The sequence below is a fragment of the Salipaludibacillus sp. CUR1 genome, from assembly GCF_021028955.1.
Taxonomy (GTDB): Bacteria; Bacillota; Bacilli; order Bacillales; family Salisediminibacteriaceae; genus Salipaludibacillus.
In genome coordinates this window covers 1-14,240 of record NZ_JAIWPE010000042.1, presented here as the reverse complement: position 1 = coordinate 14,240, position 14,240 = coordinate 1, and the positions used below count along the sequence as shown (strand labels likewise).

Below are 14,240 nucleotides of genomic sequence, written 5' to 3'. Positions count from 1 at the left end.
CTCCTTGGGTATCAATTAAGGGTCCTTTTCGCTGATCAGCTTTGGACACCTCGTATCATACCAAGGGGGCTCTTTTTTGTTCAAACCCCAAATTTCTTTCTTACAGGAATGCTCCTTTTTGTTTTTCTTTGTTTTTTTATCAGTTTATATAAACTTTTATATTTCCTATCACTTAATTAGTTGCAGTTAAATCGTAATTATTACTATTTATACTATAGTAAGTGAAAATAATTCTTGGGTCAATTAATTTTTAAAGAAAGGGGGGAAAATCTTAAGCCCAAAATATATAGGTCTAATGTTTCACACTATATCAGGACACTATTTAACAGAGCCAGCAACCATAAAATAATAACCTAATACTTTTATTAGAAGAACATAAACCAAGCTTATCTCCTATGGATTTTATCTTCTCTCTCCATTTTTAAATCTTTCGCGTGCAACTTCTATATTTTAAAGAAATAAATTCTGGCTATCGTTGTCTATATTACTGGGAAGGATATTAAACAATGCACCAGTAAAATAATAAATAAAAAAAGCCTCCCACATAAGTGAGAAGCTTTGTTGTATGTATGGTACCGGTGGCCGGGGTCGAACCGGCACTCCCGAAGGAACACGATTTTGAGTCGTAGAAAAATACCGTTTCAGGCTGTCGGTATGCAATCGCCCATTTGAACGCTGATTATCGGATAGTTTGAACACTACCGCTATTCCTTTGCGTTAAGTATAGCGAAATTAGAAAGTATATACAAGTCTAAAAAACACCTTAACTTACTTTCCTTTATAATAATTAAGTTTTATTGCCCCTGTCTCCGCCATTTTTTCAAGGTACTTGTAAATCTCTTGTAAAGGTAGTCTATTGAAATTATTTTTGTAATTTTTTTCATACCTTAGACTTTCTTCATTTTTAAACTTGAATATACATGGATTTCCATCTATATAAAATGAATTTATTAAGTTAGTATACTCCCTAAAAGATTCTGATACTTCCTTAGCAATGATTTCAATTATTTTACAATAAAGGGCTTTTAAACAATATTTATGTTCTATTATATACTTCATAATATTAATGTTTTCAGGAAGCTTTTCTATTTCCCCTTTAAGCTTAGAATTCCAGTTGAAAGATGTATCCAATAATGAATTTCTTAAAACCCTAATTTCTAACAAACGGTCTTCCCCCGTTTGAGTCGGAACAATTTTTTTTGTGAATTGATTTAAAAGCAACGAACCATTATGCTGAGTGAAATGTCTTAGATGATATAGAAAGCGGTAAGATAAATACCCATCATACAACTCTCTTTTTTTTAAATCCCATAATTCTGCTACACTAGTTTCTTTCCCGTATTCTTGATATATCTTCATCTCTGACTGATCAATAAACTTCCTGGCGTTAGATAAATAATTACCTAGTTTATTGTTGACTCTTAGATAAAATTCATATATATCATAAGATATTCCTTCATTAGTTTTTTCAGAGTATTTTTTGACTAACTCAATTAACTCTTCCCATTCAAAAAGTGCTAATATATATAAATTGTCAAAGTAACGAATTTTTGAAAGCATTTTTCCAGCTTGATCAATTGTATTAATTTCATCATCGGTTAAAGGTCTAATAATTTTCCTAGTATTATTCTTCTCAAATGCAATATAATTTATCATTTAACCTCTCCTGGTAATTATTTTATAGGAGTAATTTAACTAATTCTGTTCATTCAAAAAGATATAGCCACTTTCATATTAACATGAAATTCCATTATTTATAAAAATAATAATACCTCATACCCTCCGGTTATAAATATTTTGTAAGAAACTACGAGGCACTAGGCGGCAAACGATCTGACAAACTGCCCCGCCCCGGCGCCCACCTCTACCATATGCGTACGTACACCGTCACACCTGCGGACATCGTTCGTGTTTCGTTCGTGTTTCTTTCGTAGTTCCTTCGTAATGCTTCGGCTTGCCTGTCGCTACCTTGTCCGCATACTAACGTTATCCTACGTCTATGTAACGTCTGCTTACTGCTACGCTTATTGGTGACGTTAAACAGACGCAACCAGGACGATTAAAGCAAAGGCTTAACGTTATTACGCTGATTGTCTGCGTTAATTAAAACGGTTAAATCAACGCTACACACACGTATAGACAGCTTAATAAAGGAGTAAATATTTACGCTTAGACGGTTAATTACGGCAGTTAGGTAGTATAACACTCAGACGCTCAAAGAACGCTCACACACGCTAAATATACGCTCAAAGGCTAAACTATGGCTGCCGTTTGATATTCCAGTTTTAGAAATGTTTCTGACTGGTAAATTGGCTTTAAAATACGTCTTAGATTACGGTTTGACCGCAAAAGAAAAACCAATCCGCTTAATACTTCGGACTGGCTTTAACTTACGTATGCTATTCGGTTTGCTAATCGCTTTATACTTCCGCTTTCTGCTTTTTGGCTTCGTGGTATATCGTTGATCTTGGTACGCCTGTCACCTTTACTATATCCGCTATGCTCATGCCGTTGTTATCTCGGTCACTGTATAGGCTCATGGCTCGTTGTACGTCCTTTTTCGGCTTGCCTTTACGTCCTAAGTGTTTGCCCTGGGCTTTCGCTCGCTCTCGCCCTTCCGTTGTACGTTCAACGATTAAATCACGTTCAAACTGTGCGAACGAACCTAGCATATTAAACATTAACGTCTGCATAGGCTTGTTATGTTCGCCCGGCTCAAAGGTCATATTATCCTTTATAAACTGGACGGATACGCCTTTATCCGTTAATTCGGTTACTATCTTGTTAAGGTCGATTATGCTACGTGCCAGCCGGTCAATTTTAGTTACTATAACTTTATCACCGTGCCTTACGTTTTCTATCATGGCTTTAAGTTCTGTACGCTGGGCGGTACTAGTGCCGGTTACTTTCTCGATATAAATACGTTCGCAACCTTCCGCCTTTAATAATTCCTGCTGAGCCTGTAAGTCCTGTTTTGCCGTTGACACTCTCGCATAACCGATAATCATAGTGCATCCCTCCGTCTAAAAGTTTAATATCTTTTGCACTTTTAATTATAGACTATATTTTAGACGGTGTAAAGCTTAACATTAGACGGATATTAGATACTTTTATATCACGTCTAAAACTTAACACTTTTGGACGCTTAGACAGTCCGTAAAGGTCGCCGGCTGCTAAGTTTCCGTATACTCACTTAATTAACCGATCAAACCGCCGTCACAAGGTTATAACTTATCTATCCGGTAGCTTATACCTTTGCGGACGCCTATCCGAAGTGTTCCTTTTCGGGGAGAATAACATATTTATATAGGTATAGAACGTAATTCACCGCCATTAACGAACAGTACCGCCCCTTCCTACGCTGAGTGAACGATTTTAACGACATTAACTTCCGATAGACATGCTCTTATAAGGTAAAGCGTATATAACGTCAATTTGAGGACTTGGCGCAATAATTAACGGCTGCATACCGTTTTACGTGCGCTCAATAATGTATCAATTCACCGTCATATATTACGGATATACAACGCCATATACAACGCTACTGGCAACGTTACAAGCCAGCGAATGGTAAACGGTCAGCACACGCCATACAGGCTTATTTATGGCGCTGAGAGGGCGATTCTAACGCAATTATCTTTTATGCTGCGTATGATTGTACGGTTATGTCCTTAAAATGGCGTATATATAATTAGTACGGCGGGGCTTAATGGCGGTGTATAGGCGGTAAAGTGCGGGAAGTGTAGTACATATTTATAGGAGTATTACCGGTAAATAGCGGTTACTGGCGGAGGTATGACGGAAATATACGGCAGCGGACGGATACAAGGCGACTGTTAGACTGCTTAAGCCTTGAAATAACGCCTAATGTTCGGATTTTACGAAGGGCTATCGTCACCCCTCGGTTTTTCGGCGGTCGCCCGTGGTGGCGCTTTGCTAGGTAAATATACGTATTATTTACGTATAGCACACGTATTACTACGGACATACACACCGCACATACACGCCACTTAACGGACTTACTACTGACTGCCCCGGACACTTACCGCTACAAGCATATAAGTAAACGGTTATATATGCGATATGTTACACGCCTATTAACTTGTATATACGAGTTTCTTCCATATTAGTACCTAGTGCTAACTATGTGAAACGCAACTACCGAAATATGGTAAAATGTATAGGTGTAATTTAATAAATTAAGGTGGTTATGTTCATGGAAGAAATTTTAAAATATTTTTATGAACTTACGTGGTCAGAAATAACCATACATATTATCGTAACTATTTTCGGCGCTCTTTTCCTTCTTGTGTTTAAACCTTTAAAAAAACCGGTTACTAAACTAATTAAAAGATTAAAAGGGAAGGAAAGGCACTCTGTAATAGTCAGATGTAAAGTTGTAGCAAGATATAACTCAAATGGTGGAGGTAAAAACTTATATGAAGTCGAATTACCGTACAAGGATATTTCAGGAGATAGTATGACACTAGAAGAATCAACTCAACTAATTATGCAGGCAATTAATAATAAATATGGTTGTAGCTTTAATAGGCATGATTACGCTCTAAATCATCTATCTTATAAAAAGAAAACATTTTATTTGTAAAAAAGGGACAGCGTCATTTACCGCCATCCCTCCTTAGTTATCCGTATTTACTTACGATCTGTCACTGCACGCCACATACGATAATTTAAATCCGCTGTATCCGGTAACTGCCGTACTGCAGCCGTGGCTAATCGCTCCTGCGGCTCCCGGTTTATTTCGTTTAACAGCGTTCTTTTCTGCGTTGCTGTGAAGTTATCGTCAAGTATCGGGCTTAACTCGGAGTAATGCGACTTCAATGCCTGAAGTGTACTGTGATTGACGTAGTTTAACCGCTCTTTAAAATCTGCCATTGCATCGGCTGCATTGCCGGTTGCTACCGCTATAAGGAAGTCGTCCTTAATCTGATTCGCCTTCTGGCGCTCTTTGTCCGATATTTTAACCTCGTATGTATGATACAGTTCGGTTGCTTCCTTCTCCATTTCGGCTTTTTCCGCCTGCCACTGCTTATTAATTTCGTTTACCTCGTCTTCCAGCCGCTGTCTTATCTGCTTTATTTCGTACTCTTTCACTTCCTTAGTGTGTGCTGGATTGCCGCTATTACGCATGGCGCTGATTTCCTTTTTCGCCTGTTCTACGAGTCTATTCGTTTCAGTTTCGTACTTATCTAACTTAGCCGTATCCACACGTAAAGCCATTCCGCTATTTACCAACGACTCAGCTTCGCCCGGTTCTACCGCTATTAGCGTTTTAGCTTCGTGTTTCATTTGCTCGCCCTCTACTACGGCACCTGTCGTTAAAATGTATTCTGTACTCATATTTAATCAATCTCCTTTTAATTTAAGTTTAGTCTCGTTTTAATGTTGCTTATTTAAAAAACTTGCTTGCTCCTTGTTTCTGCTGCTGTCCTGTTAACCCGTTATGCTGATACTCCGGCTTAATCGTTTTAATACCTACGTCTGATTTAAGCTGATTTATAAGGTTTCTGAAGTCCTCGTCTGTCTCAGGTTAACCGGCTGGCAAACTCAAAGATGGTATCATACACCGTTTTGTCTACCTTTTCCGCTTTAAGTATGTCCAGCCGTCTCTTACGTTGCTTTCTGGCGGATATCTCCTTTTCTAGCTCATCAGCCTGCGCTTTGATCTGCTGTAAGTCGCTTGTATCCGTCATATTACCGCCCTCCTAACTTGCCTCGAAGTCGTTGATACATCGATCTACCGTGTTCTCTACCGTCTTTTTGTTTCGGCTGCTTCCGGTTACCGACGGGTCCAGGACTCGGGTCGCCGTACTTCGGCTTAGATTTGCGCACCTCTACCAATAAATTTATACTGTCGTCTATCTCGTCCTCAGTATTTCCGGCAATATACGTTATAAGGCTTTCCGCCTTCTCGTCCGTGAAACCTTCATCTTGCAATCGTTCAAGTATGTATTCCGCTCGCTCTAGTTCCGCCTGTTCGGCTTGCAGTAATTCTAAACGTTCCTTTTCCGCTTGTAACTGGCGGTCATAGTTCGCTTGCTGGTCGTCCTCTTGCTTCGCTTTCCATTCGTCATGCTCCTGCTTTAGTCGCTCATACTCCGCTTTGTAATCGACTTCCTCGCCGGATTCTATCGCCTTCTCGCGCAGGCGTTCTTCTGCCCTGTGGAATCGTTCTAGCCTGTCTGCAATAACCTGGTCTACTTCCTTTTGTGTGAATTCCGTTTGTCCTTTATCTGCCATTTGTCACACGCTCCCTATAATCGTTTAATAGTTTTATAATCCGTTCATTAGTCGCTAATACCTTGCTAATTTCCTGCTTGCAGTCGGTTATAATGGCGGTGTTTGAGTTACTACGACTCTTTACCATAATTACCAGCCGCCCCGCTGTCTGTCATCTTCTTCTTTTCTTCTTTTTCTTTTATTCTCTCTAGTAGTTTATTAGCCCAATCTTTACCATCCTTCGCCTTCTTACGTTTACGTAACTGCTTCTCGGTTCTTAAGCCATCCCACTTTGACATACCATTTCCTCTCCTTTTTTAGCTTTTTAAAGCCTGTTTTTACGGTTCATAACTTATAGTATTCACTTAGCCTTTGCGTTGCTGTGTGCCTTTAATTTCCTTGCAAAATCGCCTGTTATTCGTCTGAAAAGCTAAATTAAAAGTCGATTAAGTTTCGTAGTTATTCTTCCGTTTCCTCACCTCCCGCATATAGTTTCGCTGCCTTTCTTTTCGCCTTTCCTTAGCGCAATTTTTGCAGTATTTTTGCCGGTTGTTAGTCGGGTCAAATATAACCGCACACCTTACGCAAGCCTTACTATTTACCGCCTGATTATGTATGTTTAAATATCTGCTCCATAACGTATCACTGCCGGGCAATACGCAATTTTCCGCATATATACACCGTTCAAAGTCGTCACCGTCTGTAAAATAAACGCATGGGCGGTCAAGGTGGCAGCGTCCGTTACCGGCATAAGTGGCGCAATGCTCTTTAACATACCGGGCTAAGTCGTGTTTAAGGTTACTCATGGTTTACCCCATCCATTACGACAATTTCCGTAAATCTTAACTCTTGCGCTCGCTCGTAGCCGTGATTATAGGCGTGGTTTAGGGCGGTACCTTCCGTCTTGGCGTCTAAGGTTAACTCGCTTTCGTCCACGATTTCACCGGTCACACTGTCCGTTACAAATACGGTTGCCACGCTGTAATTGTCGCCGCCATCGTCCGGGCTTATTACGTCTGCTGTCGCCTGCACTGTCGCCCTGTAACCGGTTGCCGTTGGTTCGTAACATAACGGTTCAATATCGCACAAAATACCGTCCTGTAAACGCATTGTTTTAGTCCTGACGGTGTTTCCGGCGTATATCTCCGTAACTAGTACGTTCTCTGCGTAGTTCTTCATTTGCGTATAACCTCCTTTTAGTCTTCCGGGTTGTTTCGCTGCTGGTTAATGCCTAGTTCATGCTCTATGGCTCGTATAGTGCGGATAATCTCCGTTATCGTGTGGACTTTGTTCGCTTCTGACTTATAATGATGCATTGACGTAGCGTAGATGTTAGATAGCATATTTAAGTGCGCCTGTAAGTGGTTCAATCGCTTTTCATTCATTTTTTTTTTAATCGCTCCTATCTTTTGTTATTGCTATTGACTATCGGTTATGTTAAATTTATATTGGGCAAGTGTTCCTTTTCGGGGAGAATAACATATTTATATAGGTATAGAACGTAAACCAACGCCCCTACCGTTTCCACCGGTTGTTATACTCCTTGCGCTTAACATAACGCCTTATCTCGCTTGTATTAAGTAACTTAGTTGCAACGTCTACCAACGTATCATTATCAGTTACGTTTACTTTCGGTTCATTCTCTACCGGTTCAGCTATAAGAAGTCTGTACATATTAGGCTTGTAGTGTGGGCGCCCTTCCTGTCTGCTTCGCGCTTTGTCTATTTCTCCTTTTCTTGTATACTCCAGTAATTCACTATTTATAAGCCTTTTTAACGCGTTACTGAATGTCTCTTTGGATGATGTACCGATCATTTTCATTCCAGTTGATTCCGTTAAGTAAAATGGATTACCATACCGCTTACTAGTGACTAACATAGCGTATAGAAGTTGTTTCGTCCTGAACGTTCCTGCGGACAAAATAGCAAGTATTTCAGACTTTGAAACTTCTATTTCCTGCGTTTGATTTCCGAAAGTATATTGCTTTTGGTAGACAAGCCCAACAAGTCTATGCGCTTCCTTTTGCCAATGTTCCGGTGTGCTGTCGGCGCTGAAATAGTCTCTCGGTGTATTATGTAATACGGTTAGTATTTTCGTTTCGGCTTCGTCTTCTTCGTATCCTTGAGACAAGAAGAACCTTGCAAGGTTAAAAGTGGCGTTATGTCTGCTATTAGACGAAAGTAACTGCCCGGCGTCTAATATCTTAATTGCGTTACTGAACCCCTTTTCAAAGTCCGCCTTATTTACGGTTATGTCTGTTTCTTCAACGACTGAATTAAATTCCTCCGCCTGTTCGTCCGATATGTCGAAATACTGATCTGTAATAACTGCCGGTTCAATAGGTTTAATGTTCAATATGTAATCGTATGATTCTATCGGCTCTAATGTCCAGTTATCAACAAACCAGCACCGGTTGCCTGTTCGTTGGTGTACACCTAACGGCAATTTTACACCTTGATGCCAGGACGGTCTAAACTCTATTTGACCTTTTGGAATTGCGCCCACGTCTTGGATGACAGCGTAATAAAACTTTAATAAGTCGTTAACACTGACCGGACTTGAAAAGAATATATCAACGTGATAGCCTTTGCTGCCGGATAAACTGACGTGTAAATCTTTCCTGTTAATGCCGTATTCCTCTGTCAGTATCATAACTAATTTACCGGTCGCCCACCTTGAAACAGTTATATCGTTTGAATCAACGTCAAAAGTAATAAATTTTGTAAAGTATCCGCCTGCAAAGACTCCATAAGCACAGTTGCCCTCTAAATGCTTCTTTAACAGACTGTCGTTTAAGTAAAATACATTAGGTTGCCTGTCTTTATTTAAGGTGACGTACTGCTCCGGGAATTGTATAAGGTATTTTTTACGTGTCATTATGTATAATTCGTTTAATTTCGTTATAACTTCTGTTTGGCTGTTTGTTTTTAGCTGTTCCACTCGTAATTAGTCCCCCTTTTGCATTATCTTATTAAGTTCCTGCTCTAATTCTGGTGAATCTTCAAATACAAATACAAGATTGCCTTTTTTCTTTTTTGACATGTCTATGTCAATACACTGAAAACCCGCCGCCATTAATTTCCTGGCAACCTGTAAACTGAGGATACATTTTGAAGTACGTTCTTTAATCATGTTCTTTAACTCTCCTTCCGGTTAATTTCGTTTAATTCCGTGGCTACTTCCTTAGCCTTTTCGATTAACTGCCGGTTGAATGTTCGATTAATCTTGTTTAGTGTAGCGTCTGTTATGCTCCGTTGACCGTTTTCCATGAGGTATACAAGTTTAAAACTGACCCCGATCTTTTCCGCAAACTGGCGCCGGCTCATGTAAAGTAACGCCCTTAAAGTCCTCAATTGTTTAACATTCATACGCTCTCCTTTCGGTGTAATATAGTTTTGTTCCGTAATAGGCACATCCAAGCGAAAAAAAAAAGAGAATGTTTGCCGCCTTTAAGACGGCTGTACGCAAGAAGTGGCAGAGAGAAACAATAAAACTAGTAGCTAAAAAGTATCCCTCTTTTATTAAGTTCAAGTTAGAAAGAGTTTGAGAAAAATACCGTTTAAAACGCACCCTAAGTCTGACAAGACGTAACCTTGACACGTATTGCAACGGACAAATTAACGGCGTATGTCGGCTAGGTACGCCCACCTGTGAAAAAGTTCTCTCACAAAGTAACGAGGACTTTTTCACAGGTGGGCTGTACCTTACGTTAATCACCTACCTATTAACGGACATATTACCGCTCAATATCTATACACCGCCCAGCAGTCTATCCGCACACTTAAAGCGCTATTTACCCCTTACTTATACTACAAATGCGGTATGCGTTTTCGTACAGTTCCGCTAAAATTTACCTCCTACTTATACTACGGATGAGGTTGCCGTTTTCGCACACTTTCGCAAGTATTACTGTTGACAACCGGAAACATAAAAAGGACTAACTTATTCGTTAGCCCTCCGTATATATCCAATCTATAAAATTGCCGTCGTTAGAGTTCACACCGCACTTGTTGCCGCAAGTATTTACGCGATGTATAATTTATTTGTCCGTTACTGGTTTCCTTCTACCGATAATAACGCCCTTGTTCCTCTGCCATTTCCGTTATGACTCCAGTGTCTGCCGTGATACGTCCGGCGGTAACCCCCTGTATAGCGAATCCTGGTTCAATAATGAACGCCTTAAATACGTCATAAGGTACGCAATAGGTACGATTTAAGACGTATAGTATCACCGCCTACTATGCGCTTTAAAACGTTCAAATAACAGTATATCCCAAACCGGAGGTAATCAAATGGAAACTAAAATTTGTACATCTTGCAAAGAAGAAAAAGAGGTTAGTAAGTTTTCCAAAAACAAAAACTCGAAAGATGGGCTTAAAAACTATTGCAAACAATGCGCTAGTGAACAAGGGGTTAGATATAGGGAAAAACACAGAGACAAAAAGAACAAGCGGAATAAGGAATGGTATTGGAAATCGAAAGAGAAAAAAGAGCAGAGGACTTCCGAGGAATTAGAAAAAAAGGATAAAGTTTGTAGTCACTGTGGGATAGTCAAGCCTGTGACTGATTATTACAGACGTGGTAACGGCGGATTTTATGGTGAATGTAAATCTTGTCACGCTAACAAGGTGCAAGTATACAAGGATTCTATCAGACCGTTGTACCTTAATAGGAAAAGGGTGTATTACGAAAAAAATCGTGATTACCACCTTGAATACTATAAGGAGTACCACAAAAATAATGCAGACAAGAATATCGAAAGGGCGAAACAGTGGTCTAAAGACAACCCCGAAAAACACAGAGCATTGAGAGTTAAAAGTTCACAAGTCAGAAACGCAAGAAAAAGGAAACTGAAAGCGGACTTCACTCAGGAGGAATGGGAAAAATGCAAGGATTACTTTAATAATGAGTGCGCTTATTGTGGTAAAAAAATGACTAATGCTACTCAAGATCATTTTATACCTCTCAGCAACGGTGGGCACTATATCAAAGGAAATATTCTTCCCGTTTGCAGGAATTGCAATTCGAGTAAAATGGATAAGCGTTTTGATGAGTGGTATTCAGATAAACCGTTTTACTCACATGCAAGAGTGCAAAAGATTCACGATTATTTCGATTACCTAACATGAAGTATGCTAATCCCGTGCTAAGCCTATTTGGAAACGTTAGAAAGGTGTAACGACTAGATAAAGTAACCTAAAGCAAGTCACCTTAAAAGGTGGCTTTTTGTATGGTGAAATATCCACGAAAGCGTCCCACCGTATCTTAGGGCGGTGAAGAGATAGTCGTGTTACTGGTTACGCTGTGTATACATACGTTTCCAGTCGTCGCCCCTCGCCGTCATATATAACGTTAGTCTGAAAGGACGTAAATTAAAGCGCGAAATTGAATCGACGGTACGCAACCAAGACGGAGGTAAACGATAGCCTAAGTCTAGTCCACACCCTTTAACCGTGTATATACTGCTCCAATAAGGAGGGCTTAACGCTTGCCTTCCGTTCAATCTCGGCACACGTCCGCCTAATAGTAGCGTATAAATAGCCGTGTAAATTCGACACCTCGCCCGCTTTAAGGCGGCGTATGACTGCCTTTATGGCGTCCGTGAAGGCTTCCGGCGCTTGTTCAATTAGTAGCGCTTTAGATACGCTGGCTTTCGCTTTGTAAATCGTGCCTACTACGCTGTAAAGTTCTTTTACATCAAAAAACGGTGATAACGTTCTATAAAGTAATTTCGGTAAACTGTTTTTTAAAAATGACGAATCTAACAGGTTATTAGTCTTAAAATCTGCCTTTTGTGTATCGTTATGTGTATTTATATTATTATTAATAGGTGTCTTAATCGGTGTATTTAAGCTGTGACAGGCTGATGTGTCGTTTTGTTGTGACGCTTGCTTATCGTCCTTTACAGGCTTGTCCGTCTGCTCGTCGTCTTTGCCGTCTGTCTGCTTACTTTCCGGCATATCTACCGGCTGTATGACGATTGCATTACTTGCACGCCGCTTGTCGCCTTTAACACGTCTCGTTTCGTACTGACGGATTATACCTAATTCTTCCAAGCGGTTACATATACGTATAATTGTACGGCGTGATCTACCTACTTTTAAGCCTAGCTGAGTTTTACGGAGATAACACACGCCCGGATATTTAACGGCATACTTACCGATAACAAATAACACTTGGCGCATAATGTCTGTTAAGTCCTCTTTATGTGCCGTGCGGTGTGCGTTGATAGCTGCGTTTAGGTCTTCCTTATTGTCAAACGTGGTCAATGATTCATAAGTCGTTACATCTGCATTAAACATTGCTATTCCCTCCGGTAAAGCCACGCCACGGATAGAACATACGTTCGGTTAAACCGGCAGAAAAACAGAATTTACAAACTGCGGTTTTTTCGGTATACTGACAGTACCTTACTACGTGTCAGTTCTCGCTTTTGCGGGGCTGGCTCTTTTTTTTGTTTTACAAGTCTTTAAGCGGTGAAAATTCTTTATGTTTCTGATTAACTTCGCTTGAAAATAGATTTACATATGTCCGAACCATTTCCATTGTTGAGTGACCTAGTATTTTTTGTAGTTCAAAAATTCCGGCGCCGTTTATAACAGAAAGTTTTGCAAAGGTATGGCGGAAAGTATGCGCTGAAAGTCGAACGCCTTTTATTCCTGCGTTGTCGCCATGAAACCTAACGACCTTTTGCAAGCTGCTCCGTGTCATGGGTTTGCCGTCTAATGTCACGAATAAATGTTCAGTTTCACAAGTTCCTCTTATCTTTAAATACCGTCTAAGCTGCTCTTTCATTTTTGACTGTATCGGTACATACCTGTGAAAGTGGTTTTTAGTCTGACGGATGAATACAACGCCTTCACTCATCTTTATATCTTCGGCTAGTATTCCGGTTGCTTCGTTTAGACGTATACCAGTTTCTAAAAGTAGTAACATAAACGTATAATCACGCTGACCTGTAAACGTGTTTAAGTCGGGTGTATTTAATAACGCCTTAATTTGTTTTATGGTGAACGTTTCTATATTGCCTCGCCGTTCTTTCATAAGCGGGTATTTGTGCATAGGATTAGAATCGATCTGTTTCGTGTTATACAGAAAATTAAATAACGTCCTCAACGCTCTAATGCGTGCGTTTACCGTTCCTGGCTTTAATTGTTTGTGTTGCTGTAAATAGTCTATATACTCGTCAATATCTCGGCGCACTACCTCGCTAATCATTAAACTCCGGTCAGTAAAAAGTAGCCACCGCCTAAAATCATTAACCTCTCGTTTGTAATAAGTAATGGTGTATTCTCGTAATCCACGGCGTACACAATCGCTTATAAAATCCTTTAAAGCATCGTCAAAACCTAGCATGACAGTAGTTACAGACTGTCCGATTATCCTTAGTTCATCATCCGACAACCGGTTATTACGTTTGGACATAGAAAAAACCGCCCTCCTTTCATATTGAAAAGGAAAGCGGTTAGGCTTCGCATATGCAAACGATCATTTGACGGGTGATTATTCGTCTATGAACGCAAAAAAGCGAAGTTTGAATGCTCAAACTCCGCTTGTATCAACGTTTTAAATGGTACCGGTGGCCGGGGTCGAACCGGCACTCCCGAAGGAACACGATTTTGAGTCGTGCGCGTCTGCCAATTCCGCCACACCGGCACATCAAAATAACTATTTAAAATTGTCTGGTGCCGAGGGCCGGACTTGAACCGGCACGGTAATCACTTACCGCAGGATTTTAAGTCCTGTGTGTCTGCCAATTCCACCACCCCGGCATTACAAGAACATTATAGAATATAAAAAAAATGGAGGCGGCAACCGGATTTGAACCGGTGATAAAGGTTTTGCAGACCTCTGCCTTACCACTTGGCTATGCCGCCTTCTGGAGCGGGAAACGGGATTCGAACCCGCGACCCCCACCTTGGCAAGGTGGTGCTCTACCACTGAGCTATTCCCGCATATTAAACTGGCAGGCCCAGCAGGATTCGAACCTGCGAATCACG

Annotated in this window: 16 protein-coding genes and 4 tRNA genes; 2 read left to right on the top strand and 18 right to left on the bottom strand. The window is 40.4% G+C overall.

The features are described 5' to 3' along the window. Nucleotides 1-768 precede the first annotated feature (768 nt). Nucleotides 769-1,656, bottom strand: a complete 888-nt coding sequence (locus K8O68_RS09480) for a hypothetical protein (protein WP_230896654.1) — start codon at nt 1,654-1,656, stop codon at nt 769-771. 764 nt (nt 1,657-2,420) lie between these two features. After that, nucleotides 2,421-3,008 carry a recombinase family protein gene (locus tag K8O68_RS09475; protein ID WP_230896653.1) on the bottom strand — a complete coding sequence of 196 codons (588 nt, stop codon included), beginning with the start codon at nt 3,006-3,008 and terminating at the stop codon, nt 2,421-2,423. A gap of 1,208 nt (nt 3,009-4,216) precedes the next feature. Between K8O68_RS09475 and K8O68_RS09470 the strand changes: the two genes are divergently transcribed. Continuing rightward, nucleotides 4,217-4,606, top strand: coding sequence for a hypothetical protein (locus tag K8O68_RS09470; RefSeq protein ID WP_230896652.1), 390 nt, complete (start codon nt 4,217-4,219; stop codon nt 4,604-4,606). A gap of 47 nt (nt 4,607-4,653) precedes the next feature. Here K8O68_RS09470 and K8O68_RS09465 read toward each other — a convergent pair whose 3' ends face one another. From K8O68_RS09465 to K8O68_RS09420, 10 genes are all read right to left on the bottom strand, one after another. After that, nucleotides 4,654-5,361, bottom strand: coding sequence for a hypothetical protein (locus K8O68_RS09465; RefSeq protein WP_230896651.1), 708 nt, complete (start codon nt 5,359-5,361; stop codon nt 4,654-4,656). A gap of 185 nt (nt 5,362-5,546) precedes the next feature. Continuing rightward, complete coding sequence (locus tag K8O68_RS09460; RefSeq protein WP_230896650.1) at nt 5,547-5,714, bottom strand: hypothetical protein; 168 nt, start codon at nt 5,712-5,714, stop codon at nt 5,547-5,549. 1 nt (nt 5,715) lies between these two features. Then, a complete protein-coding gene (locus tag K8O68_RS09455) occupies nt 5,716-6,261 on the bottom strand; it encodes a hypothetical protein (RefSeq protein WP_230896649.1) in 546 nt (181 codons plus the stop codon). Between the two features lie 110 nt (nt 6,262-6,371). Then, complete coding sequence (locus K8O68_RS09450; protein WP_230896648.1) at nt 6,372-6,539, bottom strand: hypothetical protein; 168 nt, start codon at nt 6,537-6,539, stop codon at nt 6,372-6,374. Between the two features lie 147 nt (nt 6,540-6,686). Beyond that, nucleotides 6,687-7,046, bottom strand: coding sequence for a hypothetical protein (locus K8O68_RS09445; protein WP_230896647.1), 360 nt, complete (start codon nt 7,044-7,046; stop codon nt 6,687-6,689). Continuing rightward, nucleotides 7,039-7,419, bottom strand: coding sequence for a hypothetical protein (locus K8O68_RS09440; protein WP_230896646.1), 381 nt, complete (start codon nt 7,417-7,419; stop codon nt 7,039-7,041). The genes K8O68_RS09445 and K8O68_RS09440 overlap by 8 nt, the downstream gene beginning before the upstream one ends. 17 nt (nt 7,420-7,436) lie before the next feature. Beyond that, nucleotides 7,437-7,625 carry a hypothetical protein gene (locus K8O68_RS09435; RefSeq protein WP_230896645.1) on the bottom strand — a complete coding sequence of 63 codons (189 nt, stop codon included), beginning with the start codon at nt 7,623-7,625 and terminating at the stop codon, nt 7,437-7,439. 130 nt (nt 7,626-7,755) lie between these two features. Then, nucleotides 7,756-9,180, bottom strand: coding sequence for a TOTE conflict system archaeo-eukaryotic primase domain-containing protein (locus K8O68_RS09430; RefSeq protein ID WP_230896644.1), 1,425 nt, complete (start codon nt 9,178-9,180; stop codon nt 7,756-7,758). 6 nt (nt 9,181-9,186) lie between these two features. After that, nucleotides 9,187-9,372, bottom strand: coding sequence for a DUF5659 domain-containing protein (locus K8O68_RS09425; RefSeq protein WP_230896643.1), 186 nt, complete (start codon nt 9,370-9,372; stop codon nt 9,187-9,189). Between the two features lie 5 nt (nt 9,373-9,377). Then, the gene (locus K8O68_RS09420) at nt 9,378-9,608 is read right to left on the bottom strand and encodes a helix-turn-helix domain-containing protein (RefSeq protein WP_230896642.1); all 231 of its coding nucleotides are present in this window, start codon (nt 9,606-9,608) and stop codon (nt 9,378-9,380) included. Nucleotides 9,609-10,532: 924 nt separating this feature from the next. Here K8O68_RS09420 and K8O68_RS09415 point away from each other — a divergent pair. Further along, a complete protein-coding gene (locus tag K8O68_RS09415; RefSeq protein ID WP_230896641.1) occupies nt 10,533-11,369 on the top strand; it encodes an HNH endonuclease in 837 nt (278 codons plus the stop codon). 318 nt (nt 11,370-11,687) lie between these two features. Here the strand turns inward: K8O68_RS09415 and K8O68_RS09410 are convergent, their stop codons facing one another. From K8O68_RS09410 to K8O68_RS09385, 6 genes are all read right to left on the bottom strand, one after another. Further along, nucleotides 11,688-12,566, bottom strand: a complete 879-nt coding sequence (locus tag K8O68_RS09410; protein ID WP_230896640.1) for a helix-turn-helix domain-containing protein — start codon at nt 12,564-12,566, stop codon at nt 11,688-11,690. A gap of 133 nt (nt 12,567-12,699) precedes the next feature. After that, nucleotides 12,700-13,665, bottom strand: coding sequence for a tyrosine-type recombinase/integrase (locus K8O68_RS09405; RefSeq protein WP_230896639.1), 966 nt, complete (start codon nt 13,663-13,665; stop codon nt 12,700-12,702). A 146-nt stretch (nt 13,666-13,811) separates the two neighbouring features. Then, nucleotides 13,812-13,896: transfer RNA gene (locus K8O68_RS09400), tRNA-Leu, on the bottom strand. 27 nt (nt 13,897-13,923) lie between these two features. Further along, a tRNA-Leu gene (locus tag K8O68_RS09395) sits at nt 13,924-14,012 on the bottom strand. Between the two features lie 31 nt (nt 14,013-14,043). Beyond that, nucleotides 14,044-14,117, bottom strand: a tRNA-Cys gene (locus tag K8O68_RS09390). 3 nt (nt 14,118-14,120) lie between these two features. Next, a tRNA-Gly gene (locus tag K8O68_RS09385) sits at nt 14,121-14,195 on the bottom strand. Nucleotides 14,196-14,240: the final 45 nt, after the last annotated feature.

What these genes read in the sequence shown, in the direction of transcription:
- K8O68_RS09455 (WP_230896649.1), bottom strand. Translation starts at nt 6,261, where the DNA reads ATGGCAGATAAAGGACAAACGGAATTCACACAAAAGGAAGTAGACCAG.
- K8O68_RS09405 (WP_230896639.1), bottom strand. Translation starts at nt 13,665, where the DNA reads ATGTCCAAACGTAATAACCGGTTGTCGGATGATGAACTAAGGATAATC.
- K8O68_RS09465 (WP_230896651.1), bottom strand. Translation starts at nt 5,361, where the DNA reads ATGAGTACAGAATACATTTTAACGACAGGTGCCGTAGTAGAGGGCGAG.
- K8O68_RS09450 (WP_230896648.1), bottom strand. Translation starts at nt 6,539, where the DNA reads ATGTCAAAGTGGGATGGCTTAAGAACCGAGAAGCAGTTACGTAAACGT.
- K8O68_RS09480 (WP_230896654.1), bottom strand. Translation starts at nt 1,656, where the DNA reads ATGATAAATTATATTGCATTTGAGAAGAATAATACTAGGAAAATTATT.
- K8O68_RS09435 (WP_230896645.1), bottom strand. Translation starts at nt 7,625, where the DNA reads ATGAATGAAAAGCGATTGAACCACTTACAGGCGCACTTAAATATGCTA.
- K8O68_RS09445 (WP_230896647.1), bottom strand. Translation starts at nt 7,046, where the DNA reads ATGAGTAACCTTAAACACGACTTAGCCCGGTATGTTAAAGAGCATTGC.
- K8O68_RS09460 (WP_230896650.1), bottom strand. Translation starts at nt 5,714, where the DNA reads ATGACGGATACAAGCGACTTACAGCAGATCAAAGCGCAGGCTGATGAG.
- K8O68_RS09420 (WP_230896642.1), bottom strand. Translation starts at nt 9,608, where the DNA reads ATGAATGTTAAACAATTGAGGACTTTAAGGGCGTTACTTTACATGAGC.
- K8O68_RS09440 (WP_230896646.1), bottom strand. Translation starts at nt 7,419, where the DNA reads ATGAAGAACTACGCAGAGAACGTACTAGTTACGGAGATATACGCCGGA.
- K8O68_RS09425 (WP_230896643.1), bottom strand. Translation starts at nt 9,372, where the DNA reads ATGATTAAAGAACGTACTTCAAAATGTATCCTCAGTTTACAGGTTGCC.
- K8O68_RS09415 (WP_230896641.1), top strand. Translation starts at nt 10,533, where the DNA reads ATGGAAACTAAAATTTGTACATCTTGCAAAGAAGAAAAAGAGGTTAGT.
- K8O68_RS09470 (WP_230896652.1), top strand. Translation starts at nt 4,217, where the DNA reads ATGGAAGAAATTTTAAAATATTTTTATGAACTTACGTGGTCAGAAATA.
- K8O68_RS09475 (WP_230896653.1), bottom strand. Translation starts at nt 3,008, where the DNA reads ATGATTATCGGTTATGCGAGAGTGTCAACGGCAAAACAGGACTTACAG.